This is a genomic window from Streptomyces sp. OZ13, assembly GCF_052068155.1.
GTDB lineage: Bacteria > Actinomycetota > Actinomycetes > Streptomycetales > Streptomycetaceae > Streptomyces.
Genome location: NZ_JBQHCZ010000003.1, coordinates 426,706 through 450,157 on the forward strand (window position 1 = coordinate 426,706; position 23,452 = coordinate 450,157).

General features: G+C 67.8%; 19 protein-coding genes and 1 pseudogene. 9 read left to right on the forward strand and 11 right to left on the reverse strand.

Translation table 11 applies throughout. The features are described from left to right. Positions 1-139 precede the first annotated feature (139 nt). Positions 140-2,029, reverse strand: coding sequence for an AMP-dependent synthetase/ligase (locus ACTMTU_RS09015; protein ID WP_441262945.1), 1,890 nt, complete (start codon positions 2,027-2,029; stop codon positions 140-142). Positions 2,030-2,298: 269 nt separating this feature from the next. Further along, the gene (gene lepA / locus ACTMTU_RS09020) at positions 2,299-4,161 is read right to left on the reverse strand and encodes a translation elongation factor 4 (protein WP_441262946.1); all 1,863 of its coding nucleotides are present in this window, start codon (positions 4,159-4,161) and stop codon (positions 2,299-2,301) included. Positions 4,162-4,414: 253 nt separating this feature from the next. On the opposite strand from lepA, the gene rpsT reads away from it, so the two are divergent. Then, entirely contained in the window at positions 4,415-4,681 is a 267-nt protein-coding gene (gene rpsT / locus ACTMTU_RS09025) for a 30S ribosomal protein S20 (protein WP_441262947.1), read from the forward strand. A gap of 312 nt (positions 4,682-4,993) precedes the next feature. Here the strand turns inward: rpsT and holA are convergent, their stop codons facing one another. From holA to ACTMTU_RS09040, 3 genes are all read right to left on the reverse strand, one after another. Beyond that, positions 4,994-5,977 carry a DNA polymerase III subunit delta gene (gene holA, locus ACTMTU_RS09030; RefSeq protein WP_441262948.1) on the reverse strand — a complete coding sequence of 328 codons (984 nt, stop codon included), beginning with the start codon at positions 5,975-5,977 and terminating at the stop codon, positions 4,994-4,996. A 45-nt stretch (positions 5,978-6,022) separates the two neighbouring features. Continuing rightward, the gene (locus tag ACTMTU_RS09035; RefSeq protein ID WP_189467956.1) at positions 6,023-6,268 is read right to left on the reverse strand and encodes a hypothetical protein; all 246 of its coding nucleotides are present in this window, start codon (positions 6,266-6,268) and stop codon (positions 6,023-6,025) included. Between the two features lie 91 nt (positions 6,269-6,359). Continuing rightward, the gene (locus tag ACTMTU_RS09040) at positions 6,360-7,223 is read right to left on the reverse strand and encodes an arylamine N-acetyltransferase family protein (RefSeq protein WP_441262949.1); all 864 of its coding nucleotides are present in this window, start codon (positions 7,221-7,223) and stop codon (positions 6,360-6,362) included. 121 nt (positions 7,224-7,344) lie between these two features. Between ACTMTU_RS09040 and ACTMTU_RS09045 the strand changes: the two genes are divergently transcribed. The 4 genes from ACTMTU_RS09045 to ACTMTU_RS09060 all read left to right on the forward strand — a co-directional run bounded on the left by ACTMTU_RS09045 (position 7,345) and on the right by ACTMTU_RS09060 (position 11,808). Then, positions 7,345-7,800, forward strand: coding sequence for a pyridoxamine 5'-phosphate oxidase family protein (locus ACTMTU_RS09045; RefSeq protein WP_441262950.1), 456 nt, complete (start codon positions 7,345-7,347; stop codon positions 7,798-7,800). 429 nt (positions 7,801-8,229) lie between these two features. Further along, entirely contained in the window at positions 8,230-9,852 is a 1,623-nt protein-coding gene (locus ACTMTU_RS09050) for a recombinase family protein (RefSeq protein WP_441262951.1), read from the forward strand. Between the two features lie 136 nt (positions 9,853-9,988). Next, positions 9,989-10,342: a hypothetical protein gene (locus tag ACTMTU_RS09055; protein ID WP_441262952.1), complete on the forward strand. Its 354-nt coding sequence runs from the start codon at positions 9,989-9,991 to the stop codon at positions 10,340-10,342. Positions 10,343-11,520: 1,178 nt separating this feature from the next. Then, positions 11,521-11,808 (forward strand): hypothetical protein, encoded by a 288-nt coding sequence (locus ACTMTU_RS09060; RefSeq protein WP_441262953.1) that lies wholly within the window; start codon positions 11,521-11,523, stop codon positions 11,806-11,808. A 663-nt stretch (positions 11,809-12,471) separates the two neighbouring features. On the opposite strand, the gene ACTMTU_RS09065 is transcribed toward ACTMTU_RS09060, so the two are convergent. After that, on the reverse strand, positions 12,472-12,687 hold the full coding sequence (locus ACTMTU_RS09065) for a hypothetical protein (RefSeq protein WP_441262954.1): 216 nt from the start codon (positions 12,685-12,687) through the stop codon (positions 12,472-12,474). Between the two features lie 238 nt (positions 12,688-12,925). On the opposite strand from ACTMTU_RS09065, the gene ACTMTU_RS09070 reads away from it, so the two are divergent. The 3 genes from ACTMTU_RS09070 to ACTMTU_RS09080 all read left to right on the forward strand — a co-directional run bounded on the left by ACTMTU_RS09070 (position 12,926) and on the right by ACTMTU_RS09080 (position 15,232). Then, the gene (locus ACTMTU_RS09070) at positions 12,926-13,768 is read left to right on the forward strand and encodes a phage major capsid protein (protein ID WP_441262955.1); all 843 of its coding nucleotides are present in this window, start codon (positions 12,926-12,928) and stop codon (positions 13,766-13,768) included. Between the two features lie 377 nt (positions 13,769-14,145). Next, positions 14,146-14,592 (forward strand): hypothetical protein, encoded by a 447-nt coding sequence (locus tag ACTMTU_RS09075; RefSeq protein WP_441262956.1) that lies wholly within the window; start codon positions 14,146-14,148, stop codon positions 14,590-14,592. A gap of 142 nt (positions 14,593-14,734) precedes the next feature. Then, on the forward strand, positions 14,735-15,232 hold the full coding sequence (locus ACTMTU_RS09080; RefSeq protein ID WP_441262957.1) for a phage terminase small subunit P27 family: 498 nt from the start codon (positions 14,735-14,737) through the stop codon (positions 15,230-15,232). A gap of 1,186 nt (positions 15,233-16,418) precedes the next feature. Here the strand turns inward: ACTMTU_RS09080 and ACTMTU_RS09085 are convergent. Beyond that, positions 16,419-16,754: a hypothetical protein gene (locus tag ACTMTU_RS09085; protein WP_441262958.1), complete on the reverse strand. Its 336-nt coding sequence runs from the start codon at positions 16,752-16,754 to the stop codon at positions 16,419-16,421. A 156-nt stretch (positions 16,755-16,910) separates the two neighbouring features. Here ACTMTU_RS09085 and ACTMTU_RS09090 point away from each other — a divergent pair, with 156 nt between their 5' ends. Next, positions 16,911-17,171, forward strand: a complete 261-nt coding sequence (locus ACTMTU_RS09090) for a GntR family transcriptional regulator (protein WP_441262959.1) — start codon at positions 16,911-16,913, stop codon at positions 17,169-17,171. 38 nt (positions 17,172-17,209) lie between these two features. Here the strand turns inward: ACTMTU_RS09090 and ACTMTU_RS09095 are convergent. From ACTMTU_RS09095 to ACTMTU_RS09110, 4 genes and pseudogenes are all read right to left on the reverse strand, one after another. Beyond that, a pseudogene (locus ACTMTU_RS09095) lies at positions 17,210-19,444 on the reverse strand (ComEC/Rec2 family competence protein); the annotation flags it as partial. 404 nt (positions 19,445-19,848) lie between these two features. After that, positions 19,849-20,595, reverse strand: a complete 747-nt coding sequence (locus ACTMTU_RS09100) for a helix-hairpin-helix domain-containing protein (protein WP_441262960.1) — start codon at positions 20,593-20,595, stop codon at positions 19,849-19,851. Positions 20,596-21,702: 1,107 nt separating this feature from the next. Beyond that, on the reverse strand, positions 21,703-22,548 hold the full coding sequence (locus ACTMTU_RS09105) for a DegV family protein (protein WP_441262961.1): 846 nt from the start codon (positions 22,546-22,548) through the stop codon (positions 21,703-21,705). Between the two features lie 90 nt (positions 22,549-22,638). Continuing rightward, entirely contained in the window at positions 22,639-23,400 is a 762-nt protein-coding gene (locus tag ACTMTU_RS09110; RefSeq protein ID WP_441262962.1) for a hypothetical protein, read from the reverse strand. Between the last annotated feature and the right edge of the window lie 52 nt (positions 23,401-23,452).

Genomic DNA, 23,452 nt, shown 5'->3' on the forward strand with positions numbered 1-23,452 from the left:
AGTGACAGACCGAGGGGGCTCATAAGCACCGAGTCACCGAACTAGGGGGAAGGAAACCGGCAGGAAGGCGTAAAGAGCACACACGCATGCGGCGGAACGGCCGTCGGTCCGGCACCGTTCCGCCGCTGTGCGTGCGGGGTCACGCCTCGCGGGAACCGGCGTACATGTCCTCGATCAGGTCCTTGTACTCGCGCTCCACGACCGGGCGCTTCAGCTTGAGGCTGGGCGTCAGTTCGCCGTGCTCGATGTCCAGGTCGCGCGGGAGCAGCCGGAACTTCTTGATGGTCTGCCAGCGCTGGAGCCCCTCGTTGAGGCGCCGCACATAGCCCTCGATGAGCTGCTCGGCCTGCGGGGAGGCGACGACCTCGGCGTAGCTCTTGCCGCCCAGGCCGTTCTCCTCGGCCCAGCCGAGGATCGTCGGCTCGTCCAGGGCGATCAGCGCGGTGCAGAAGTTACGGTCCGCGCCGTGCACCAGGATGTTGGACACGAACGGGCACACCGCCTTGAACTGGCCCTCGACCTCGGCGGGCGCGATGTACTTGCCGCCGGACGTCTTGATCAGGTCCTTCTTGCGGTCCGTGATCCGCAGGTAGCCGTCGGCGGACAGCTCGCCGATGTCGCCGGTGTGGAACCAGCCGTCGGCCTCGAGGACCTCGGCGGTCTTCTCGGGCAGGTTGTGGTAGCCCTCCATGATCCCGGGGCCGCGGAGCAGGATCTCGCCGTCGTCGGCAATGCGCACCTCGCAGCCGGGCAGCGGCTTGCCGACCGTGCCGGTGCGGTAGGCCTCGCCGGGGTTGACGAAGGAGGCGGCGCTCGACTCCGTCAGACCGTAGCCCTCGAGGATGTGGATGCCGGCGCCGGCGAAGAAGTAGCCGATGTCGGGGGCGAGCGCGGCGGAACCGGAGACGGCGGCGCGCAGCCGTCCGCCGAACGCCTCGCGCAGCTTGGAGTAGACGAGCGCGTCGGCGACCTTGTGCTTGGCGTTCAGGCCGAAGGGGGCTGTCGCGTTACCGGTGCGGCGGAAGTTGTCCTGCGTGACCTTCGCGTACTCGCGGGCGACTCCCGCGGCCCACTGGAAGATCTTGTACTTGGCGCCGCCGCCGGCGCGCGCCTTGGCCGCGACCCCGTTGTAGACCTTCTCGAAGATGCGGGGAACGGCCGCCATGTAGGTCGGCTGGACGACCGGAAGGTTCTCGATGATCTTGTCGACGCGGCCGTCGACCGCCGTGACATGGCCGACCTCGATCTGCCCCGAGGTCAGCACCTTGCCGAAGACGTGGGCGAGCGGCAGCCAGAGGTACTGCACGTCGTCCTTGGTGACCAGTCCGGTCGCTGCGATGGCCTTCGCCATGTAGGACCAGTTGTCGTGCGGCAGGCGCACACCCTTGGGGCGGCCCGTGGTGCCCGAGGTGTAGATGAGCGTCGCCAGCTGGTCGGCGGTGATCGCCGCGACCCGCTCCTTGACCGCGTCCGGGTTCTTGGCGAGGTACTTCGCGCCGCGCGCCTCGAGGTCGGCCAGGGTGAGGACCCAGCCCTCCGGCTCGGAGCTGTCCGGCTCGACGCCGGCCGGGTCGATGACGACGACGTGCTTCAGCTCGGGCAGCTCGGTGCGCTTCTCCCGTGCCTTGGCCAGCTGGGCGGCGTCCTCGGCGATCAGCACCCGGCTGGAGGAGTCGGCGAGGATGTACGCCGACTCCTCGGCGTTGGTGGACGGGTAGATCGTGGTGGTGGCGCCGCCCGCGCACATCACGCCGAGGTCGGCGAGGATCCACTCGACCCGGGTGGAGGAGGCGAGCGCGACCCGCTCCTCCGCGTTCACGCCCAGGTCGATCAGTCCGGCCGCGACGGCGTAGACCCGCTCGGCGGCCTGGCCCCAGCTCAGGGACTTCCAGTCGTCGGGGCCCGAGCCCGCGGCGGGGGGCACCGGATACCGGTATGCCTCGCCGTCCGGCGTGGCTGCCACGCGCTCGGTGAAGAGGGTCGCCACCGAAGGCGGCCGGTTCTCGATCAGGGTCTGGGTTTCGCTCACGACGTCCTCCGGGCCTGCGGCAACACTGCACAACTGGCTGGTTGTTTAACTGGCGAGTAACCATCGAGCCGTGCTCAGGGTAAAGCCCGCAGGACCGGCGCGTAAGTGCCTGCGGGCTGCCGCTTGATAACGAACGGAGCGCAGGTCCACCGGGTGGCGGAACGGATCGATGCACAAGGCACCTATATTCCGCGACGGTTCCGGACGGCCGAAAGCGCCCGTCCCCGAACAGGACGGGCGCTTTCGCTGACCCGGGCGACGCGCGACAGCTACTTCTTCTTGCCACCCTCGTCGCTGGACAGCACCGCGATGAAGGCCTCCTGCGGGACCTCCACGGAACCGACCATCTTCATCCGCTTCTTGCCCTCCTTCTGCTTCTCGAGCAGCTTCCGCTTACGGGAGATGTCACCGCCGTAGCACTTGGCGAGGACGTCCTTGCGGATGGCGCGGATGGTTTCACGGGCGATGACCCTGGAGCCGATGGCCGCCTGGATCGGCACCTCGAACGCCTGCCTGGGGATCAGCTCCCGCAGCTTGGCGACGAGCCGCACGCCGTACGCGTAGGCCGCGTCCTTGTGGGTGATCGCCGAGAAGGCGTCCACCTTGTCGCCGTGCAGCAGGATGTCGACCTTGACCAGGCTGGAGGCCTGCTCGCCGGTGGGCTCGTAGTCCAGGGAGGCGTAGCCGCGGGTCTTGGACTTCAGCTGGTCGAAGAAGTCGAAGACGATCTCCGCGAGCGGCAGGGTGTAGCGGATCTCGACCCGGTCCTCGGAGAGGTAGTCCATGCCGAGGAGGGTGCCGCGGCGGGTCTGGCACAGCTCCATGATCGAGCCGATGAACTCGCTGGGCGCGAGGATCGTGGCCCGCACGACCGGCTCGTGGACGTCGGCGATCTTCCCCTCGGGGAACTCGCTCGGGTTGGTGACCGTGTGCTCGGTGCCGTCCTCCATCGTCACGCGGTAGACCACGTTCGGTGCGGTGGCGATCAGGTCGAGCCCGAACTCGCGCTCGAGGCGCTCACGGATCACGTCCAGGTGCAGCAGGCCGAGGAAGCCCACACGGAAACCGAAGCCCAGCGCCGCCGACGTCTCCGGCTCGTACACCAGCGCGGCGTCGTTGAGCTGAAGCTTGTCGAGGGCGTCACGCAGCTCGGGGTAGTCGGAGCCGTCCAGCGGATACAGGCCGGAGAACACCATCGGCTTCGGGTCCTTGTAGCCGCCGAGGGCCTCCGTGGCTCCCTTGTGCAGGGTGGTGATCGTGTCACCGACCTTGGACTGGCGGACGTCCTTCACACCGGTGATGAGGTAACCCACCTCACCGACACCGAGGCCGTCGGCCGGCAGCATCTCCGGCGAGTTGGTGCCGATCTCCAGCAGCTCGTGCGTGGCGCCGGTCGACATCATCCGGATCCGCTCACGCTTGTTGAGCTGGCCGTCGATGACACGGACGTACGTGACGACACCGCGGTAGGAGTCGTAGACCGAGTCGAAGATCATCGCGCGGGCGGGCGCGTCGGCGACACCGACCGGGGGCGGCACCTCCCGGACCACCCGGTCGAGCAGCGCCTCGACACCGAGACCCGTCTTGGCGGAGACCCTGAGCACGTCGGTCGGGTCGCAGCCGACCAGGTTCGCCAGCTCCTCGGCGAACTTCTCCGGCTGGGCCGCCGGCAGGTCGATCTTGTTGAGCACCGGGACGATCGCGAGGTCGTTCTCCATCGCCAGGTACAGGTTGGCGAGGGTCTGCGCCTCGATGCCCTGGGCCGCGTCGACGAGCAGGACCGTGCCCTCACACGCGGCCAGGGACCGGGACACCTCGTACGTGAAGTCGACGTGACCCGGGGTGTCGATCATGTTGAGGATGTGGGTCTTCCCCTGCCCCTCTCCCTCGGTGGGGGCCCAGGGCAGACGGACCGCCTGGGACTTGATCGTGATGCCGCGCTCGCGCTCGATGTCCATCCGGTCGAGGTACTGGGCGCGCATCTGCCGCTGCTCGACCACACCCGTCAGCTGGAGCATCCGGTCGGCAAGGGTCGACTTGCCGTGGTCGATGTGCGCGATGATGCAGAAGTTGCGGATCAGAGCCGGGTCGGTACGGCTCGGCTCGGGCACGTGGATAGGAGTCGCGGGCACGCAGGGTCCTGATTCTTTGGCAGACGCCGGGTCGGTGAGCTCGGCTCGGGCTCGGCTCGGCTCTTTGTCGGATCGATACGTAGGCTCCATGGTCCCACGGGTCGGCGACTGTGCCGGGTTTGGGCCGTCCGCGGGGCGACTGGTAGCCTGAGCAGCTGTGTCTCGTTTCCTCTCCGGAGGCGCCCTCCGTACCCGCAGGGTTACGGAGGAGGGACGCAACCTCAGAGATCATCGAACCTGAAAAGGCTCTTTCGTGGCGAACATCAAGTCCCAGATCAAGCGGAACAAGACGAACGAGAAGGCGCGCCTGCGCAACAAGGCCGTCAAGTCCTCGCTCAAGACCGCGATCCGCAAGGCCCGTGAGGCTGTCGCCACCGGCGACATCGAGTCGGCGACCGCAGCTACCCGTGCCGCCTCCCGTCAGCTCGACAAGGCCGTCTCGAAGGGCGTCATCCACAAGAACGCCGCCGCCAACAAGAAGTCGGCGCTGGCTGCCAAGGTTGGCTCCCTCCAGGGCTGAGCTACTGACTGATCGCCGGCAGGGATCAAGCGGGCCCTCTCATCCGCTCCCGGTCGGCACCCCCGCGCCGCACGCGGCCTGCGTTCGCCACGCGGGTGCGGCGCACCGAGCTTCACACGAAGGCCCCGGGCCGCTGTCCTTCCCCAGGACTGCGGACCGGGGCCTTCGCCATGGTGTGATCCGGGCCGGTGTGATCCAGGCGTGCTCGGCTCCTGGCCCGACAGGAGCGCATCGCCCAAGAGGGACGCCTGGGACTCCTGCAGGGACGGGCGCCTTTACTGGCGGGCGTCACGCCAGGACGTCGGCACCGGCTCAGCGGCGTGAGCGCGCCGCCGTCGCGATCGTCACGACCGCCTTCTCCAACGCGTACTCCGCGTCGTCGCCCCCGCCCTTGACCCCGGCGTCCGCCTCGGCCACCGCGCGGAGGGCCATGGCCACACCGTCGGGGGTCCAGCCGCGCATCTGCTGGCGGACACGGTCGATCTTCCACGGCGGCATGCCCAGCTCACGCGCCAGATCGGCCGGCCGGCCGCCGCGCGCGGAGGACAGCTTGCCGATCGCCCGCACGCCCTGCGCGAGCGCGCTCGTGATCAGCACCGGCGCGACGCCCGTCGACAGCGACCAGCGCAGCGCCTCCAGCGCCTCCGCCGCCCGGCCCTCCACGGCCCGGTCGGCGACGTTGAAGCTCGACGCCTCGGCGCGGCCCGTGTAGTAACGGCCCACGACGGCCTCGTCGACGGTGCCCTCGACGTCCGCAGTCAGCTGCGACACCGCGGAGGCGAGCTCCCGCAGGTCGCTCCCGATGGAGTCGACGAGGGCCTGGCACGCCTCGGGGGTGGCGGACCTGCCCAGCGCACGGAACTCGGACCGCACGAAGTTCAACCGCTCGGCGGGCTTGGTCGTCTTGGGGCAGGCGACCTCCCGCGCCCCGGCCTTACGCGCCGCGTCGAGCAGGCCCTTGCCCTTGGCCCCACCGGGATGCAGCAGCACCAGGGTGATCTCCTCGGCGGGGGCGCCGAGATACGCCTTGACGTCCTTCACCGTGTCGGCGGAGAGATCCTGCGCGTTGCGCACGATCACCACCTTGCGCTCGGCGAAGAGCGACGGGCTGGTCAGCTCGGCGAGCGTGCCGGGCAGGAGCTGGTCGGCGGTGAGGTCCCGTACGTCCGTGTCGGCGTCGGCGGCCCGCGCCGCCGCCACCACCTGGTGAACGGCACGGTCGAGAAGCAGATCCTCCTGGCCCACGGCGAGAGTCACGGGGGCGAGCGGATCGTCGGTCGAGTTCTTGGTGGCCATCGCGCTCCAGCATCCCACGCCCCACCGACAGCCCCGGGCGAACGGTCAGTGCGCCTCGCGCCACCCGTCCCAGGCGGCCACGAACGCGTCGAGCGCGGCGGCGTCCATCGCGCCCTCCGGGTCCTCGACGACGACCAGCCACTGGGCGTCCTCCGCGTCGTCCTCGCCCGCCAGTGCGTCCCGCACGAGCTGGGGCTCCTCCGTCACGGGGAAGCTCTCGCCGATCGTCTCCGCCACCTCCTCCGCGGCGTCGCGGTCGGGCAGCACCAGCACATGTCTCACATCGCTCACCGGCATATTGTGCCGGGGCCCGTGGCCACGTCGGCACCGTGCCCGGCGACCGGTCCGGCCACCGGTCCGCCAACCACTTCGGCGCCCGGTCTCAGGACGCCGCGGGCCGGACCTCCGGAACCCGGTCGAGCTCCAAGCCGAAGTGTTCACGGTAGGCGCCGAGCACCTCGTCGTCGCTGCCCAGCATCCGCTCGTGCCGCTCACCGGCCACGGTCGTGACGAGCTTGCGGCCGCTCAGCGTGATCCGGCCGTCCTCCGTGAGGAGGGAGCACACCAGCGACCTGGTGAAGTGGGAGAGGGGTGAGGTGCGGTGCCACCAGGCGCCCGCCTCGAAGTCCGGCAGCTCACGCGGCCTCGTGTCGAGACGGAACTGCCGCTTGCCGTCCCGGATCACATCGAGGTCCCCGTCGGCCGCTTCCGCGATACGGAACGTCCCCGCCGGATCGTCCTGTTCACCCCGCTCCGCGAGAAGCAGGGGGTGATGGCTGTGGTCGCCGAAGCCGACGTCGGCCAGCCAGGGGCCGCTGCCGTCCGCCGTCTCCACCCGCAGCGCCATGTGGTCGTAGGGGATGCCGAGGCGTCCACCGTCGCCGAAGACCCGGGCCTGGAGAAGGGTCACGCCGAAGCCGAGGCTGCGCAGCAGCACGGCGAACGCGCCGTTGAGTTCGTAGCAGAAACCGCCGCGGCGAGCGCCGACGACCTTGTCGAGGAGCGGGCCGTCCGCCAGGACGAGAGGCTCACCGAGATGGATCGACAGATTCTCGAACGGTACGGACAGCAAGTGCCGCAGCTGGAGTTCCCGCAGCGCTGCGGCGTCGGCCCGCTCCGGCCGTGCGCATCCGATGCGAGCGAGGTAGGCGTCGGTGTGTCGCGAGTCGGTGTCCCGTGAGTCGGTGTCCCGTGACGAGAGGTCGGGCGGGGTCGCGGCGGGCGGGGTGGGCGGGAACGTGTCCATGAACGCAGTCTGCTGCGCGCTCCGCCGCGCCGCCAGGGCCGCTGGTCCTGGTCCGGAAGGCGGAGACGGCTCCTCCCGCAGTCCGACGCGGCGCGGCCCGGACACCGCATAGCTTGCCGCCATGACGACCCAGGAGCAGGCACGCAGCCGGGAGGAACGCCGGCGGGACACCCTCGCCCGGCTGGCGGACGACAAGGACTCGTGGGTCGCGACGGCGTCCCCGGGCGGGCAGCCGTGCCTGATGCCCCTCTCGTTCGCATGGGACGGCGCCACCCTGCTGATGTGCACCCGGCGCACCAACCCCACCGCCCGCAACCTGGCGCCTCGGGGCGAGGTCGTCGTGACCCTCGGCCACACCCGCGACGTCGTGCACATCGAGGGGACCGCCGAGGTCATGGAGGGCTCGGAACTGGCGACCGGGTCGGCCGACGCCTTCGCCGCGAAGCTGCTCTGGGACCCGCGGGACCGGCCCTCCTGGGTGTATCTGCGGATCACCCCCCGTGTGGTGAAGGCATGGCGCGAGGTGAACGAACTGAAGGACCGGCTGATCATGAGCGACGGACGCTGGCTGGATTGACGGGTCGTGCCGGCGGCCGGGCTGACGGACTGACGGACCGACGACGGGACTGACGGGCCTGGCCTGTGGGGCCGGCCCTCGCCCGACGGACTGGGCCCGACGGGCACTCGCCTACAGGCCGTCCCGGCAGGCGCTCGGCCCACGGGCCGTCCCGGCAGGCCGGCCCGCAGGCGCTCGGCCGACAGGTTCATCCGGCGCCCCGTGCCACCGCCCTCAGGTCCGCGCCGGCACCCGTCACCGCGATCGCACCGTCCTGGTCCGTGCGCATCACCAGCGCACCCCGTGACCGCAACGCCGCGACCGTGCGGGGCGCGGGGTGTCCGTACTTGTTTCCGAAGACTCCCCAACTAGTAGTTCTGGGAGTCAGACACCGTGGCGACAAAACAGCAGGTCAGCACGGGTGGGCAATCGACTCGCTCACACGTTTCCATGAACACCGCCAACGCGCTCAGGGGTGTGTCCGCGCTCCGCCTCAGCGTCCTGACCGACGAGACCACCAGTCCCGAACGCCAGCGAGCCGCCAACCAGGCTGCCGCCGCTTCGCTGGGAATCGACCTGGGCGACCGGGAAGCCGTCGACCTGGGAGTAAGCGCCAGCAAAACCACGCCATTTGAGCGCCCGGAATTGGGTGCCTGGCTTCGTCGCCCGGATGACTTTGACGCGCTGGTTTTCTGGCGTTTCGACCGTGCCGTTCGGTCCATGGAAGACATGCACGAATTGGCGAAGTGGGCACGCGAACACCGGAAAATGATCGTCTTCGCCGAAGGGCCGGGCGGACGTCTAGACCTTGACTTCCGTAATCCGCTAAACCCCATGACACAGCTTCTGGTCACGCTGTTCGCCTTCGCGGCACAAATGGAAGCTCAGGCCATCCGGGAACGCGTCACCAGCGCTCAGGCGGCAATGCGGGTCATGCCTCTTCGCTGGCGTGGTTCTCGTCCACCCTATGGCTACATGCCTGCCCCGCTGGAAGGTGGCGGCTGGACCCTGGTTCAGGACCCGGAAGCCGTGGCAGTCCTAGAGCGCATCATCCGGGAACTCAAGGGTGACCCCGGTAAGGGCGTGCCCGGGAAGAGCCTCGCTGCAATCGCACGGGACCTTAACGCCGACGGGATTCCGTCATCCCGGGACTATTGGAGCCTAAAGAAGGGGCGAGAAACCGGCGGGAAGACCGGTGGCAGGGCCGGCGAGACTGTCGTGCGTGGACGCTTCTCGTGGCGACATGGCGCGATTAAGGAACTCCTAACTTCTGAGCGCCTATTGGGCTGGAAGACGCAGGCGAACAATCCTGTCCGGGACAGCGAGGGTGCGCCGGTCATGGCCACGGCTGAGCCGATTCTCACCCGCGAGGAATTCGACGCAATCGGCGCTGTTCTCGCTGAGCGTTCCGTCGATAACCAGAAGCCGGACCGTGTAGACACCGTGGCGCTCTTGCTTCGGGTCATTCACTGTGAAGGGTGCGGACAGCGCATGTACCTTCACCAGCCATCCCCCACCAGCAAGAGCACCAACAGGACCCACACCTACAAGTGCGGCGCGAACATCAGGGGCCACAGGTGTGAAGCCCCGTCGACCATTAAGCGCGAATGGGCCGACGAGTATGCAGAGCGCGAGTTTCTGCGGATGGTGGGAGCGCTCGAAGTAACGCACACTCGCACCATTCCCGGCTATGACCCACAACCCGAAATCGACGCCACGCTCGCTGAGTTCGAAGACCACCAGGCACAGCAAGGGCGGCAGAAATCGGACCACGCAAAGGCGGCATGGCAGAAGCGCGCGGACTCACTTGATGCGCGACTGGCCGAACTCGAAACGCGTGAGCGCGTGGAGCCCCGTACCGAGGAAATCGGAACCGGAAAGACCTACTACGACTTGTGGACAGAAGCCGACACAGCAGGCAAGCGAAAGCTGTTGCAGGAAGCCGGGGCCTACCTGAGCGTGAAGCGCTCTACGCGTGGCGGCTGGCGCAAGTTGGATGAGCGACGGGTCAGCTTCGACGTCCGGCATCCGTTCTTCATGGAGGCAGCGAGCGAAATTACAGCCATGGCATAACTCGCCGGTTACAGAACGCCCCTGGCTCCCTGATGGGATGCCGGGGGCGTTTTGCTGCCGTGGCACCACCTACGAAAAATTGTGGACCACCTACCAAAATTGGACACATTGGAATTCCGGCCCTATTCTCAGCGGCATGGATATTGCAGCAGCGAAAAACGGTAACCTGGAAGCAATCGCCGGACTTCTCGGCACCTTCGAAACGCAAATCGCCCGCGTAGCCGCCTGGGCATCGCTGGACAGCTTCGAGGGTGACAGCGCAGAGGGCCTTGCCCGCCACGCCACCCGGGCTGCCTCGCTGGCCGTGAGCGAAGCCGACGAACACGCCTGGTTCACAGAGCTTGAGTTCAGCCGCGTGAGCCGCAAACTCGAAGCCCTGTACGCCTCCCAGAAGGCCGGGGATGCCTCACAGCTCACCAGGCAGCGCGTCGCCCGTCTTGAGGCCCTACAGAAGGCCCTGATGGGCTGGCCGGGCACACTGGCGAACTAGTCGCTACCGCTGAGGTGTTGAGCCCCTGCTTGGACACACCGGCGGGGGCTTTCTGCTGCCTCTGAGGGGCTTTCAGGGGTCCGGTGGCACCCCAGGGTCAGGGCGACGCTGACAGGCGCTCACAGGGCCGCTCAGGGCTTCGCCGGCGACGGGGCAGCGAGGCAGGGTCGCGAAGCGCTCAGGCAGGCGGACAGGGAACCGAGGCGTGTTTCCAGTCGTGCGGTAGCGCCTGCTGGTATCGCGCTCCTTGCGCCTGGCCTCGCCGCCATTTGAGCTATCAGCGGGCAGGGAGTGTAGAAGCATTTCTGACACCCCATCAGAAAACCCACTCTGACCAGCAAGAATGTAGAAGTGTAGAAACATACCCCAATCTCATAACCGATAAGAGCTTCCTAGTCGATTACGAGACTGACCATCACTTCTGCACTTCTACACAGCCGGCCAGGCAATCGACTCCCTAGGCATCCGCCCCAGGCAATCCACTCACTAGATACTTAGTGAGGGCAAGTTTTACGCCTTCGCCATCGGACCGCACCCTTTTGTAGGTCCCACATTGAACGCCCGTGCGGGGGTTAAGCCGCACATCACTAGAGGCCCGATCCGGGTTGACTCGCATGACTGGCAGGGGTGCCTGGTCGTGTTGAGTCCCTGGATCGGGCCTTTAGTCGTTTCGCACCCCAACGAAAGAAGACCCACATGTCTGCCGAATCTGATTACTACGCCATGCATCGTCGGCTAGATGCGTTGAAGCTGCCAGCGAAGTACCACGCGTGCGCCTGGTGTCTCTTGACGGCTAGCCAATGGGCGTACCTCTGGAACGACCCGAACGAGCGGCACGGTGTCGGTCGGACTTACCGGGTTTGGTCTGAGGACTCCCGCAATTACGTTGCGCTGTGCCGAAGCTGTCACAAGCTCATGGACAACGCCCACCGGCGAGTTGGTCGCGAAGGACTGGCCGACGCCATAGCCCCGCTCAAGAAGGCCGCATACGCCGCTGTGAGCCCCGAACGTCGTGCCGCTGAGGCTGAGGCCAGAGAAGCCAGCGCAAGGGCTGCACACGCTTTTATGGACGCTCAGGACAAGGGACTGGGAAGCCGCTACGGCCGTCAGTCGGTCAGCGCTAAGCGGGCAACCCGTGATCGGCTAGTGCGCGCCTACGCGAAGGGGGCTGGTGCCGCATGATTCATGAAGAGGATCTGCCGCACGTTCCCGACATTTGCTCTGCCCTTGAGGCGTTGATTCACGCTGAGCGCGGAAGCTCGATCAAGACCCATGATCTGTACTACGACGTACAGCGCTGGCTGAACGCAAATGGCAAGAACGGCGTCCGCTTCGGTACCTATTCACGCACGCTCAAGAGCCTAGATATTCGGGTTGAGAACCGAACTGCATACGGCGTCGCCTATCGGCCTGGTCAGAGCGACCGTGAACTAAACGCGCGCATCCGTGAGGCGCTGCGCCGCTAATACTCCGCTGACTGGTCATCAGCGGTATGGGGGTCTAACCACGGCCCCACCTTTCATGAAATAGGGCCCCGGTCACCTCTTACAGAGTGGCCGGGGCTAGTTCATCACTCAGTCTTCCCCGTCGCTCCCGGTGTTCTGTCCTTTCCACCTGGTTGAGCGGCGGGGAAATGCGCAAAGGACACGTTATGACTTGCATTCTCACGGAACTTGCTGACAGCCAATTTGCCTCAGCGCAGATTGTTGCAGCTATCGCACATAGTGCGCCGGAAACTCCGCTTCCCGTACCCGCGCTGGCACAAGTCCTCTTCCTTGATGAAGGCGACATGTACGCCCTTTACGGCGACCATATGACGGCCGCTGAGGTAGTTGCGTACGCGACGAATTGCCCCGCTACCCACATCATTACGTTTATCTACAGCGAGGGGGGCGGAGTCAATGTCTGAGGCTACGCCCGCCAGCGACACGCCAGAGAACACGCCCGCACCCTCTGACTCAATTTCCGGGACTTCTGAGCCGGCGGAGACATCCGAAGGGAATTCGGCTAACCGTGAGGCAGCTAAATACCGTACGAAGCTGCGAGACGCAGAGGCAAAGCTAGAAGCTGCCGAGAAACGCATATCTGACATGCAGCGCAAGGAAATTGAGAAGTACGCCGGGGGCAAGCTAGCCGTTGGTTCTGACCTTCTCGACATAGGCGGGGTTGCGGTCGCTGATCTTCTCTCCCCAGACGGCGAAGTTGATACGGAGACGGTTGACGCTGCCGTTGAGGCTCTTCTCACGAAGCGCCCTGGTCTGCGGAATGGCCCCGCCCCGTGGGGCGACGTAGGCGGGGGTTATCGCCAGTCCGCACCCACCGATACAGGGCCGACGATGCTCCAAGCGCTCAAGTTCCCGCGTCGCTAGCTCGCAAGGGATTAGCCATCAGCGCTGATAGCTAATCCCACACCCACCACTTACCAATTTTCGTAGGTGCTTCTAGGAATCACTGATGTAAGCCAGGCGCTGTCAGTGATCCCACGTTTGGGCCTGGTGCCCGCTTTTCCACGCTGTCAGGTACAGCGGGCCGCTATGGCGTAGGCAATCGCCGCGCATTCGCTCAAACAAGGGATTTTCACGCATGTCTATGCTCACCACCAATGCCGGTACTCAGTCTGTTCTACCCCCGGAGTACGGGCAGCTTGTCACTAAGCCGGTTGAGGCTCTTTCCGTCGCGTATCTGACGGGTACCCGAGTCGTCACCAACGCGCACAGCTACCACGTTCCGATTCTCGCGTCTGACGTGACCGTTGGCGCTGTTGCTGAGGGCGCGGAGATTACCCCGTCTGACGCTACCTTCAATGAGCTGGTGGTTACCCCGGCGAAGTTCGGTGGTCTCACCATCGTTTCTCGTGAGCTTGCCGACGACTCCAACCCATCTGCGGCTGACCAGATCGGCCGTTCCATTGCCCGGATGATCGCGAATAGCGTCGACAATGCGCTGTTCAATGCACTCGCTTCCCCGAACCCTTCTGGTTTCGCTTCGCTGACCGGTATCTCCGCTGTCAGTGCTCCTGTGGCATACACCAACCTTGACCCGTTCGAAGAGGCTGTTTCGCTCAGCGAGGCTGCCGGGGGTCGCATTACTCACTGGGTTACCGGCGCTGCAACTGCCCTTGAGATTGCGAAGCTCAAGGATGCCAGCGGTTCTAACCGTGGTCTTCTTAACCCGGACCTATCCCTTGAGGGTCGGCGTACAATCCTCGGCCGTCCCGTGGTCGTGTCGCCTTACATTCCGGCGGACATTGTTTACGGCATCAGCAAGGACGATTTCCTTGTTGTTGAGCGTGAGGACACCCGCCTTGATGTTGACCATTCGGCTTACTTCTCGTCCGACCGTGTTGGTGTTCGCGGCACCATGCGTATCGGTTTCGCTATGCCGGTTGCTGCGGCTCACGTCCGTATCACCAACGCTGCTGCCTAAGTTCTAGCGCGCCACTGACTAGCCCCGGTCCCTGCCTGTGCGGGGACCGGGGCTTTTGTCGTCCCCGAATGGAGACATCATGACGGAACAATGGGAAGCCACACAGCGACTATTCAGCGAGCAAGGCGCAGACGCTCTGTGCGCTGAATGTGGGTCTTCTGCCTACATTGCTCAGGCCCCGGCGTATACACGGCTGGTCTGCGCCCCTTGCGCTGGCGTGCGCACGTACAAACAGCGATTGGACGACGGGCGCATGTCGGGGCGCTGGTTCTCCCCTCGCTGGTTCAACGCCAATTTCTAGCCCCTCCCCCTCAGCGCATAAGGCCCCGGGCCGGCTGAGATGCCCCCGGGGCCCCCTGCCCTGAAAGGTGCCCCCCATGGCTGTAACCCTGTACCACACCACATGCCGCACACCAGGTTGCAGCGCTGAGCGGCATAAGCCGGGCTTCCATTGTCTGACCTGCTATCAGATCCGCCTAATTACCTACGATGAATTGGCTGACTTCAACTACGACACAAAGCACTGGAAGCTAACGCGTGCGCGGGTTCTTCGCACTGCTCATTCATGCGCGCTGTGTCCAGCGATAGCCAAGGTTGCTGACCATCATCCGAAGTCGCGCCGTGAGCTTTGGGCAATGGACGCAAAGAACATTGATGATGCTTCGCGCCTTCGTGCTCTATGCAAGAGCTGTCACAGCAAGTACACAGCGACACAACAGGGCGGTTTTGCCGACCCTAAGCGCAAGACACGTAGCCGCGCCGATATCGAATACGAGCGCTGGCAGCGTGAGCGCGGAACTGACAGCCACGGCAACACTCGCTGACCCCTACCCCCTGGGGAGTGACCCCCTCCCCCTCCTGAGATCCGTCGACAGGGAGGGAAAACCCTAGGGCCGGGGCTGTGAGCGTTCTTGGAAGCCCATACACCCTTCTGCAATTCCATTCATCACTTGAGGAGTCGCCACCATGGCTGACAGATACCGCCCGAAGCCCACATTGCAACTGATCCGCGAAGGTAATCCCAGTAAGAAGGTCATTCGAGAAGGCGTCGTTGTTCCGCGCGCTGTCCTGGTCGAGCCTGATTGGTCGGCAGTCTTCCAGCCGTCGACTTCTGCGAGCGTTGAAGCTGAGAATGCCCGTTGCCGCGAAGTTGCTTCCGAGGAATGGCGGCGCATCGTTCCGATTCTCGAAGTCTCGGCGGGTATCGGTGAAGTGGACCATTCGACCGTGAAGGATCTTTGTGTCTGTGTCGCGCGTATCGACCAGTGCGAGCGTGATCTATCGGAGCGCGGACTCATGGTCACGGCTGAGCGCGGAACTGTGAAGAACGGCGCGGCGACGATTGCCGGTCAGTACCGGTCTCAGCTTGCCCGCTATATCCGTGAGCTAGGGCTGAGTCCTTCTGCCCGCACTGCGATCACTGCCCCGCAGCCTGATGCCAGCGACGATGAAGTTTGGGACTAGCGCAACGCGCACCTGCTGAATACCCAGGCCCCGGTTGCTACTTAGTAGCCGGGGCTTTCCTATGCCCTGAGAGTGACCATGCCCCCGGATTACAAGACGCTCAGCGAAGAAGAGCTAGCCCGTCCGCTATGGGAGATTGCACCCGCTGACCGCACAGCCTTTCTCGCTGCCCGTTCTCGCCGGACCTATGTCCGCCGTTCGCCTGATGCCGATTACCAGGTTCCTGACCATGACCAGCGCGTGACCGATTGGGCTGATACCGAATGAAGCGCATTTCAATTACTGGGCTTGTCCGCTACGCCGCTCTTGCTGCGGCCATGGTTATCAGCTTTGCCACCCAGCGGGATCTTGCGCTGGCCCATGGTGTTCCTGAGTCCGTCGCGCCGGCTGTCCCTGTGGCCATTGATCTGTTCATGGTCTGGGCTGTCCGGTCAGGTCGAGACATTGCGCTAAGCGTGTCCGTTGCCGTGGCCGCGAATGTGGCTGGTGTCCTTACGGCCGAATCACTGTCCGCCGTAGGAACCTGGGTGTCCGCTGGATTGCACGCGGTATTCCCGCTGACCGTTTGGCGAATGCACCGGACGGAAGCCCCTGAGCGGCGCTCTGAGCCCTTGCCGGGTGTCCCTGTGAAGCCTGAGGCCAGCCAGGCAACGATAGCCCCGCAGAAGGGCACGGACAGTTGGCCGACAGATGACTTGTGGTCTGACTTCGAGGGCAGCGCGCCGGACACAGTGACCACGCCACCTACCGCTGAGGACATTCGCGCGGCCATTGCCGTACTAGAAGCCAAGCATGGTCGGCCAGTGACCGGCGCTCATCTGGCAGCGCATTATGGCGTGTCCGACCGGACCGGACGTAGGTACCTATCCCTGACCACCACCTGACTCTTGCCTTATGCTCGCTGGCCCGGTCTCGCCACCACCTACCAGTTTTCGTAAGTGCCCAGCAGCAAGCCCCCTATCCTCAGCCGAATTGGCCGGGGGTAGGGGGCTCTTTGCGTTTCCTGATGGCGTGTCAGATCAGCGCTGCATCGGGAAGCGCGGAAGACAGCGTGCACATTCACAAGGTGGCCATACCGAGGACATCAGCGGGGCAGCCGCCTTCTTCGCTGTGATGACCACCAGGGGCCCGAAGGTTCTTCCGCTGTCACGACTTACCCGCATCGTGAGCAACGGACGCTCGCCGTTCATCGCCGGAACGCTTCGCGCAGGGCTTCGTTCAAGGCAACTGCCGCCGGTGCGTCGAGCCGTTCGCCGCGAAGCTCAGCCACGGCCACGGCAGCCAGGGTCACGTTCGCCAGGGCGCGAAGACCAGCGCGCAACTCGGCTTGTGAAGCTTCCGGTTGGCCTGCCAGCGCCAGCGCGCAACCGGCGTCTGCACGCGCTGCCCGAAGGGTGTCCGTCTCGACGCTGTCAGCGACCTGGTTGATCACGCCATCACCCAGCGCCACGTACGCGGGCTTGTCTTCGGGGCTGTTCCACGGAAGCCGCCTCAGGGGCTCCATGCCGATACGCTCGTTCATGCCGACTCCAATACAGTCGGTAAGCCCCCAGGGATGCCATGCCCGGCGTTCCTGGGGGCGTTTCTGTGTGTCGCTCCAAACGTATCGCCTTGTATCGCTACGTGTCTGTACGTATCTCAAAGTGCAGCGTCGAGGGTGAACGCACAGGCTGGCCCTATGGACGCTGACGCTGAGATTGACCACGGCGCACCGCTGACGCCTTACCGGCAACTCGCTGAGATCCTTCGGGCCCGCATTGCTCGCGGAGACTGGGCACCAGGGCGCGCGATTGCTTCTGAGACTCAGCTAGTGCAGCAATACGGGCTGGCACGCTCCACGGTTCGCCGGTCCATTGCCTTGCTGGTCGATGAAGGGCTGCTGTTCACCGTGCCTCAGCGCGGGACCTTCGTGGCTGAGCGGGGCGAACCCCTGCGCTGACCAGGCACGACGTGCTAGAACTGGAAGTCACGAGTCTTCGGGTTGTCCCTCCCGCACGAGATGAGCGCCAGGCGTGGCCGGGCTCCCGCCAGCAGAGCAGGCTCCTGATACGCGGAGCCGTGGTGGGCGACCTTGAGTACATCGACAGCCGGAAGCGCCGGGTGCGCCCGTATCAACCGTTGCTGGGACGGCGGTTCGAGGTCGCCGAGGAGCAGCATGGAAAGCCCGCCCGCGGCCCGGACGAGCAGCGCCACACTGGCGTCGTTCGGGCCTTCCGGTGCCGCGCCGCGGGACAGGACGGGCCACAGGACCTGCCAGCTGAGCCGCCCCGCCCTGCGCCGCTCCCCCGGTATCGCGTGGATCACCGGCACCCCGGCCGCCGCTGCCGTACGCCGGACGAACGTCGCTTGCCGGCGCGGTTCTTCGAACGCCGTCGTCTGGACCGCGCCCACCGTCCTGCCGCGGAGCACTCCCTCGAGACCGGCCACGTGGTCGGCGTGAAAATGGGTCACCAGCACCAGCGGCACCTCTGTGACGCCGAGCTCGCTCAGGCAGCGGTCGGTGAGACCGGGGTCGGGTCCCGCGTCCACGACCACCGCGGCGCCGTCACCGGCCGCGAGCACCATGGCATCCCCCTGCCCCACGTCGCACATCACCAACGCCCAGCCTGGCGGGGGCCAGCCGGTCAGTTTCGCGCTCAGCGGGGCCGGGCGGACCACTGCGAGCACGAGCAGGAGCGCGCACAGCGCCACCGCCCAGGGGTGTCGTGTCAGCCGGCGGGCCACGAGGATCAGCACCACGGTCAGCCCAGCGAGCAGCAGGCCGCCGCGCCAGCCGCCCGGCCAGTCGGTCTGGGCACCGGGCAGAGCCGCTCCCGAGCGGGCCACGGACGCAATCCAGCCCGCCGGCCAGCCGGCCACACACGCCAGCAGCTCGGCGACCGGTACGGCCACGGGTGCAGTGGCCAGTGCGGCGAATCCCAGGATCGTCGCGGGAGCGACGGCGAGCTCGGCGACGAGGTTGCAGGGAATCGCGACCAGGCTGACTCTGGCCGCGAACACGGCCACGACCGGTGCGCACACCGCCTGCGCCGCCGCCGTCGCGGCGAGCGCCTCAGCGAGCCGGGCCGGTACCCGCCGCCGTTGGAGCGCCTCGCTCCAGCGCGGGCCGATGGTGAGGAGGGCGGCGGTGGCGAGGACGGAGAGCAGGAAGCCGTAACTCCGCGCCAGCCAGGGGTCGTAGAGCACGAGCAGCAGAGCGGCGGCGGCCAGTGCCGGTACGAGGGACCTGCGCCTGCCGGTCCCGATGGCGAGCAGGGTGACGAGTCCGCAGGCCGCTGCCCGCAGCACACTCGGCTCCGGCCGGCACACGACCACGAACGCGAGCGTGAGCGCACCTCCGAGCAGCGCCGTGCCGCGCAGAGTGATACCCAGCCGGGGTGCCAGGCCCCGCCGCTCGGCCAGCAGGGCCGTACCCGGTGGACCGATCAGCAGGATCAGCACGATGGTGAGATTGCTGCCGGACACGGCCAACAAGTGGGTCAGGTCCGTCGCTTCGAAGGCGTCGTGGAGGTCGGCGGGGATGCGGGAGGTGTCTCCGACCACCAACCCCGGCAGCAGGGCACGAGCGTCAGGCGCCAAGCCGTCCGTGGCCTCGCGCAGTCCGGCGCGCAGACCACCCGCTGTGCGCTGCAGGCCGGTCGGCGGGCGCATGACCGGCGGAGGGCCGCCGTCTGCCCGTAACACGGCCGCGAACGGATCGTCATCGCGGAGCGGCTTCACCAATCGTCCGCTCACCCTCAGCCGGGTGGAGGGCAGGAGACGCTGCCAGGCGGTGTGCGCTTCGCCGGGGGACGCGATCACCAGGACAGGGGTACGGGTCTCGGTGACGGCTCCGCCGGGCACGGTCACCCGCGTCGCCTCGGCGTTCAGCAGCAGCGCCGCCGGGGCCGCAGGGTCGCCGGCGGCCTTGGAACGGGTGGGACGCGGATCGGAGGTGACGGTCAACTCGATCATGACCCGCGCCTGCCGGTCGGCCAGGCCGGGCAGCGGCCCACGGCGGAGGTCCGCGCCGTGCAGCCCGGCGGAGGCCGCGCCCGCCGCCGCGCACAGCAACACACCGGCGAGGGCGGTGCCGCCCCTCCGCCACCGCGGCGAACGGGCCGAAGGGGCTGGTGCGGCCGTCCTGCCGCCGGGACCCGGCGCCGAGTCCGGGCGGCCCCCGCGCCACGACGCAGCGCCCCCTGCCGTGTCGCCCCGACCGTACGGTGGCAGCGCGACCGTGTCGCCGCGCCCGTGTGGTGGCACCGCGACCCCTGCCGTGTCGTCGGCCCCGCGCCGTGGCACGGCACCCCCTGCCGGCTCCGGGTTGCCCCCGCGTGGGGACACCGGGAACCAGGTCGTGTCCTGCTGGCCTCTGGGCAGTGGCGCCGCCCCACACGCCGAGTCCCCGCGGCCCCTCCGCCGTGACACCGCAGCCCACAACGGCAGCAGTGCCGCGGCGGTGAGGCAGGCGGCCACGCCGACCGCCGTCCACCGACCCGGAGCCCCCAGCGCGAGAGCCGACGCCGCCCAGGCCGCCAGCGCGGGTGGGACGAGCCGCAGATCGGTCGGTCCTTCCGGAGGAGAACCGGACGCGCCCGGCCGATGGCCCGTGTCGGCGTGGACCGGGACGGCGGTCATGGCCGCACCAGGTTCCGCAGGTCCTCGAACCGGCGGTCGCCGATCCCGTTGACGTCACGCAGCTCGTCGACCGACCTGAAGCCGCCGTTCTGCATCCGGTGGTCGATGATGTGCTGCGCGAGCACGGGGCCCACTCCCGGCAGCGTCTCCAGCTGTTCCGTTGTCGCCGAGTTGAGGCTGATCGGGCCTGCGGCGGCTCCCGCGGCAGGGCCCGCACCGGGACTGCCCGTGGCGGGCGGCGCGGGTGCGCCCACGACGACCTGTTCGCCGTCGCTCAGCACCCGAGCCCGGTTGAGCCCGGTCAGATCGGTGCCCGGCTTCACGCCTCCTGCCGCCTCGAGCGCGTCGGCCACCCGTGATCCCGCAGGCAGTTCGAGCACTCCGGGCCGCCGCACCTTGCCGCTCACGTCGACAACGATCGGGGCCGCCTGCTGCGGGTCGACAGGCGGCAGGCCCGGCGAAGGTGACGGCTCGTCCGCCGGTCCTGCGGCGGACCCGGCCCCGGACTGCGGCTGGGCCGAGCCCTGCTGGACGAGCTCCGGCGCCCGTACCGCCTGCGGCCGGCCCACCCAGAAGTGCTGCGCCGCGAACACGGCCGCCGCCACCAGGACCACGGCGAGCGCCGCGAGGGTCTTCGGCTCGAGCCCACATCGCACCTGCACCCAGGCCGGCAGCCGGTCCCGGATCGCGAGCCCGAAACGGGACGGACCTGCCCCGGCCGCGTGCCTGCCGGTACGTGTCACAGAGGCTTCCCGGTCGGCGCGGGTAACGGGTACGTCCGCGCCGGCGCCCGTCACCCGTGCGTCGCCCCTCCGGATGTCCGGGACGGGTGCGCCGCCGTCGGTTCCGGGCGGGGCGGCTCCGGTCGGGGCCGCTCTTCCGGCCTCGGCCCCTCCGTAGCCGCCGGCCCGCGGCGCCGTCGTCCAGGCGGCCGGCTCCGGTTGCCCGGCCCGCCCTGTCGACCGCACCCGCCCACCGTGGCCGCCGCGTCCGGGGCCCGTCCCCGCGCCGACCCGCCGTCTCCCCGGCACCGGTCGGGAGGGCTGACGCGTTACCGGACCCGAGGACACGGGCGTCGGCAGATGCGGCGGCGAGTGCGACGCGAGGTGCGTCACCCGACGCCGGGGCGGGCGCGGTGCCAGCCGCGTGAGCAAACTGCCGCGCGGAACTCCCGGAAGCACGGCGGCCGCGCCGCGGGGCACGGCAGTGGCCGTGAACAAGGCGTCCGCGCGCTGCCGCAGGGCGGCGGCCTCTTCGGTCGGAGCGCGTCCGCCCCGCAGACGAGAAGGCCGTAGGCCCCACGGCCCCAAGCCCCCGGCGCCCCCAGCACCAGCACCAGCACCGGCATCAGCACCAGCAGGCACACCTCCGCTGCCGGCCTGCGCCACCTCTAGTCGGAAACCGTGCCCGGTCAGGGCAGGCGCTGACCGGAACCCGTGCCCGGTCAGGACAGGCGGTCTGCCGAGGCCGCGACCGTGGCCATGACCATGGGAGCGTGCGCGGCGGTCGGAGGCCGGGCCGCGACCCGGGCCACTGGTTGCGGAACGTGATCGAAGAGCCATGTCACAGGACGGTAGGCACATTCGTCCGAACCCGCCGACGACACCCAATTCCAGGGGAAAAGCTGCCCGTTGTGGATAACTCGACCACCCTCACGAGTGATCGAACCCACCACCCGACACGTCAATCCACGGCCCCGGACCGGCGACCGACCCTCGGCACACCGACCGACCGCCCCGGAGCGGTGCCCAATCTTCCAGCATGCGACCAACCCCCAGCGCGGCGACCGACCCGCCCCCTGCGCCGGGGCCACACCGCCCCACTACCCCGCGTGCGCCACCACCGCCCCCTCAGCGCGGCGAGATCACCACGCCCAGCAGTCCCGGCCCGGTGTGCGCCCCGATCACCGCCCCGACCTCGCTCACATGCAGGTCGGCCAGGCCCGGCACCCGGTTCCGCAGCCGGTCCGCGAGTGTGGCGGCCCGCTCCGGCGCCGCCAAGTGGTGCACCGCGATGTCGACCGGCGCCGTTCCGGCCCGCTCGGCGGCGATTTCCTCAAGCCGTGCGATCGCCCGCGACGCCGTCCGCACCCGCTCCAGCATGTCGATACGGCCGTCGACCAGCTGGAGCAGCGGTTTCACGGCGAGCGCCGAGCCGAGCAGCGCCTGCGCCGCCCCGATCCGCCCACCGCGGCGCAGGTAGTCGAGTGTGTCGACATAGAAATACGCGGCGGTGTCCGCCGCCCGCTTCTCCGCCGCGGCCACCACTTCGTCCAGCGAACCCCCCGCCTCCGACGCCTCCGCCGCCGCGAGGGCGCAGAATCCGAGCGCCATGGCGATCATCCCGGTGTCGACGACCCTGACCGGAACCGGTGCGTCCTTGGCTGCCAGTACCGCCGCGTCGTGGGTGCCGGACAGTTCGGAGGAGAGGTGCAACGAGACGATTCCCGTCGCTCCGGCGGCCGCGGCCTCGCGGTAGGCCTGCGCGAACGTTTCGGGGCTGGGCCGGGACGTCGTGACCGAACGGCGTTTCTGCAGGGCGGTGGCGAGCGAGCGGGCCGAGATCTCGGTGCCCTCTTCCAGCACCTGGTCGCCGAGCACGACGGTCAGCGGCACCGCCGTGATGCCGTGCCGTTCCATCGCCGGTGGCGGCAGGTAGGCCGTTGAATCGGTGACGATCGCGACATGGCGGGACATGAGCGGGAGGTTACCCGCAGGCGGCGCCGTACGGCAGCCCGACCTGTCCACACGCCGTGTGCAGGGGTGGTCGGGCCGCTGCGGCAGGCGTCAGTTCGTGGTTTCCGGGCGGGCGGTCTTCTGCCACGGGTAGGTGGTCTGCCGCGGGTCCGGCGCGGTGATCGCCTGTGGCCGGCCGGGCGTCTCGTCCTCCGGCTCGGACCGCTCGGACCGTGTGCGGGCCCCCGGCTCCGGCCGTGCCGACGCCGGACGTCCGGACTCCGGCGCCTCCGGCCATGCCGCGGGCTCGGCGGTCCCGCCGACGTCGGTCGCGGACCAGTGCCGCAGCGCGCCCGCCTCCATGTCGATCTGCGAGCTCAGCGCGTCGAGATCGTCCTCGGCGAACTTCTGGGCGCGGTCACGCGCCGCCCAGCGCAGCGAGTCGGCGGAGTGGGTGATCCGCTCCGTACGCTCGCGCAGGCCCGGCATCAGTGCGGCGACCGTGGCACGGTCGGGCTCGCGCTCGAGACGCCTGAGCTCCTCGTCCAGTTCGTGACCGTGTGCGCTGAGCCGCCGGAAGAGGGCCAGCGACTCGGACAGGGAGGCGTCCTCGGCCGCGCCGGCGTTCAGCGCCTCCTGTGTCGCCCTCATCGAGGTGCGGAGCTTCAGCCGCAGCTGCGCCAGCTCGCCGGTCACGCCGGTCTGCCCGTAGCTCTTGGCGCGCAGCGCGGTGTCCTCGACCGTGCGCCGTGCCTGGGTGACGGTGCGCTCGACACCGCGCTTGGCGGCCTTCACGGCTTTGACACCCACGTACACCCCAAGTGCCACGAAGGCGAAGAAGAGCAGCGCCAGGATCATGATCGCGGCTTCCATGTGCGCCCTCCGGCGTCGGTTGTGGTCCTTCCACGGTAAACGGAACGGGCAG

Bases quoted from the DNA above. Each gene is read 5' to 3' on its own strand.
- ACTMTU_RS09090 (WP_441262959.1), top strand. From the start codon at position 16,911: ATGGACGCTGACGCTGAGATTGACCACGGCGCACCGCTGACGCCTTAC.
- ACTMTU_RS09105 (WP_441262961.1), bottom strand. From the start codon at position 22,548: ATGTCCCGCCATGTCGCGATCGTCACCGATTCAACGGCCTACCTGCCG.
- ACTMTU_RS09075 (WP_441262956.1), top strand. From the start codon at position 14,146: ATGGCTGTAACCCTGTACCACACCACATGCCGCACACCAGGTTGCAGC.
- ACTMTU_RS09070 (WP_441262955.1), top strand. From the start codon at position 12,926: ATGTCTATGCTCACCACCAATGCCGGTACTCAGTCTGTTCTACCCCCG.
- holA (WP_441262948.1), bottom strand. From the start codon at position 5,977: ATGGCCACCAAGAACTCGACCGACGATCCGCTCGCCCCCGTGACTCTC.
- ACTMTU_RS09050 (WP_441262951.1), top strand. From the start codon at position 8,230: ATGAACACCGCCAACGCGCTCAGGGGTGTGTCCGCGCTCCGCCTCAGC.
- ACTMTU_RS09040 (WP_441262949.1), bottom strand. From the start codon at position 7,223: ATGGACACGTTCCCGCCCACCCCGCCCGCCGCGACCCCGCCCGACCTC.
- ACTMTU_RS09080 (WP_441262957.1), top strand. From the start codon at position 14,735: ATGGCTGACAGATACCGCCCGAAGCCCACATTGCAACTGATCCGCGAA.
- ACTMTU_RS09055 (WP_441262952.1), top strand. From the start codon at position 9,989: ATGGATATTGCAGCAGCGAAAAACGGTAACCTGGAAGCAATCGCCGGA.
- ACTMTU_RS09045 (WP_441262950.1), top strand. From the start codon at position 7,345: ATGACGACCCAGGAGCAGGCACGCAGCCGGGAGGAACGCCGGCGGGAC.
- ACTMTU_RS09060 (WP_441262953.1), top strand. From the start codon at position 11,521: ATGATTCATGAAGAGGATCTGCCGCACGTTCCCGACATTTGCTCTGCC.
- ACTMTU_RS09110 (WP_441262962.1), bottom strand. From the start codon at position 23,400: ATGGAAGCCGCGATCATGATCCTGGCGCTGCTCTTCTTCGCCTTCGTG.
- ACTMTU_RS09085 (WP_441262958.1), bottom strand. From the start codon at position 16,754: ATGAACGAGCGTATCGGCATGGAGCCCCTGAGGCGGCTTCCGTGGAAC.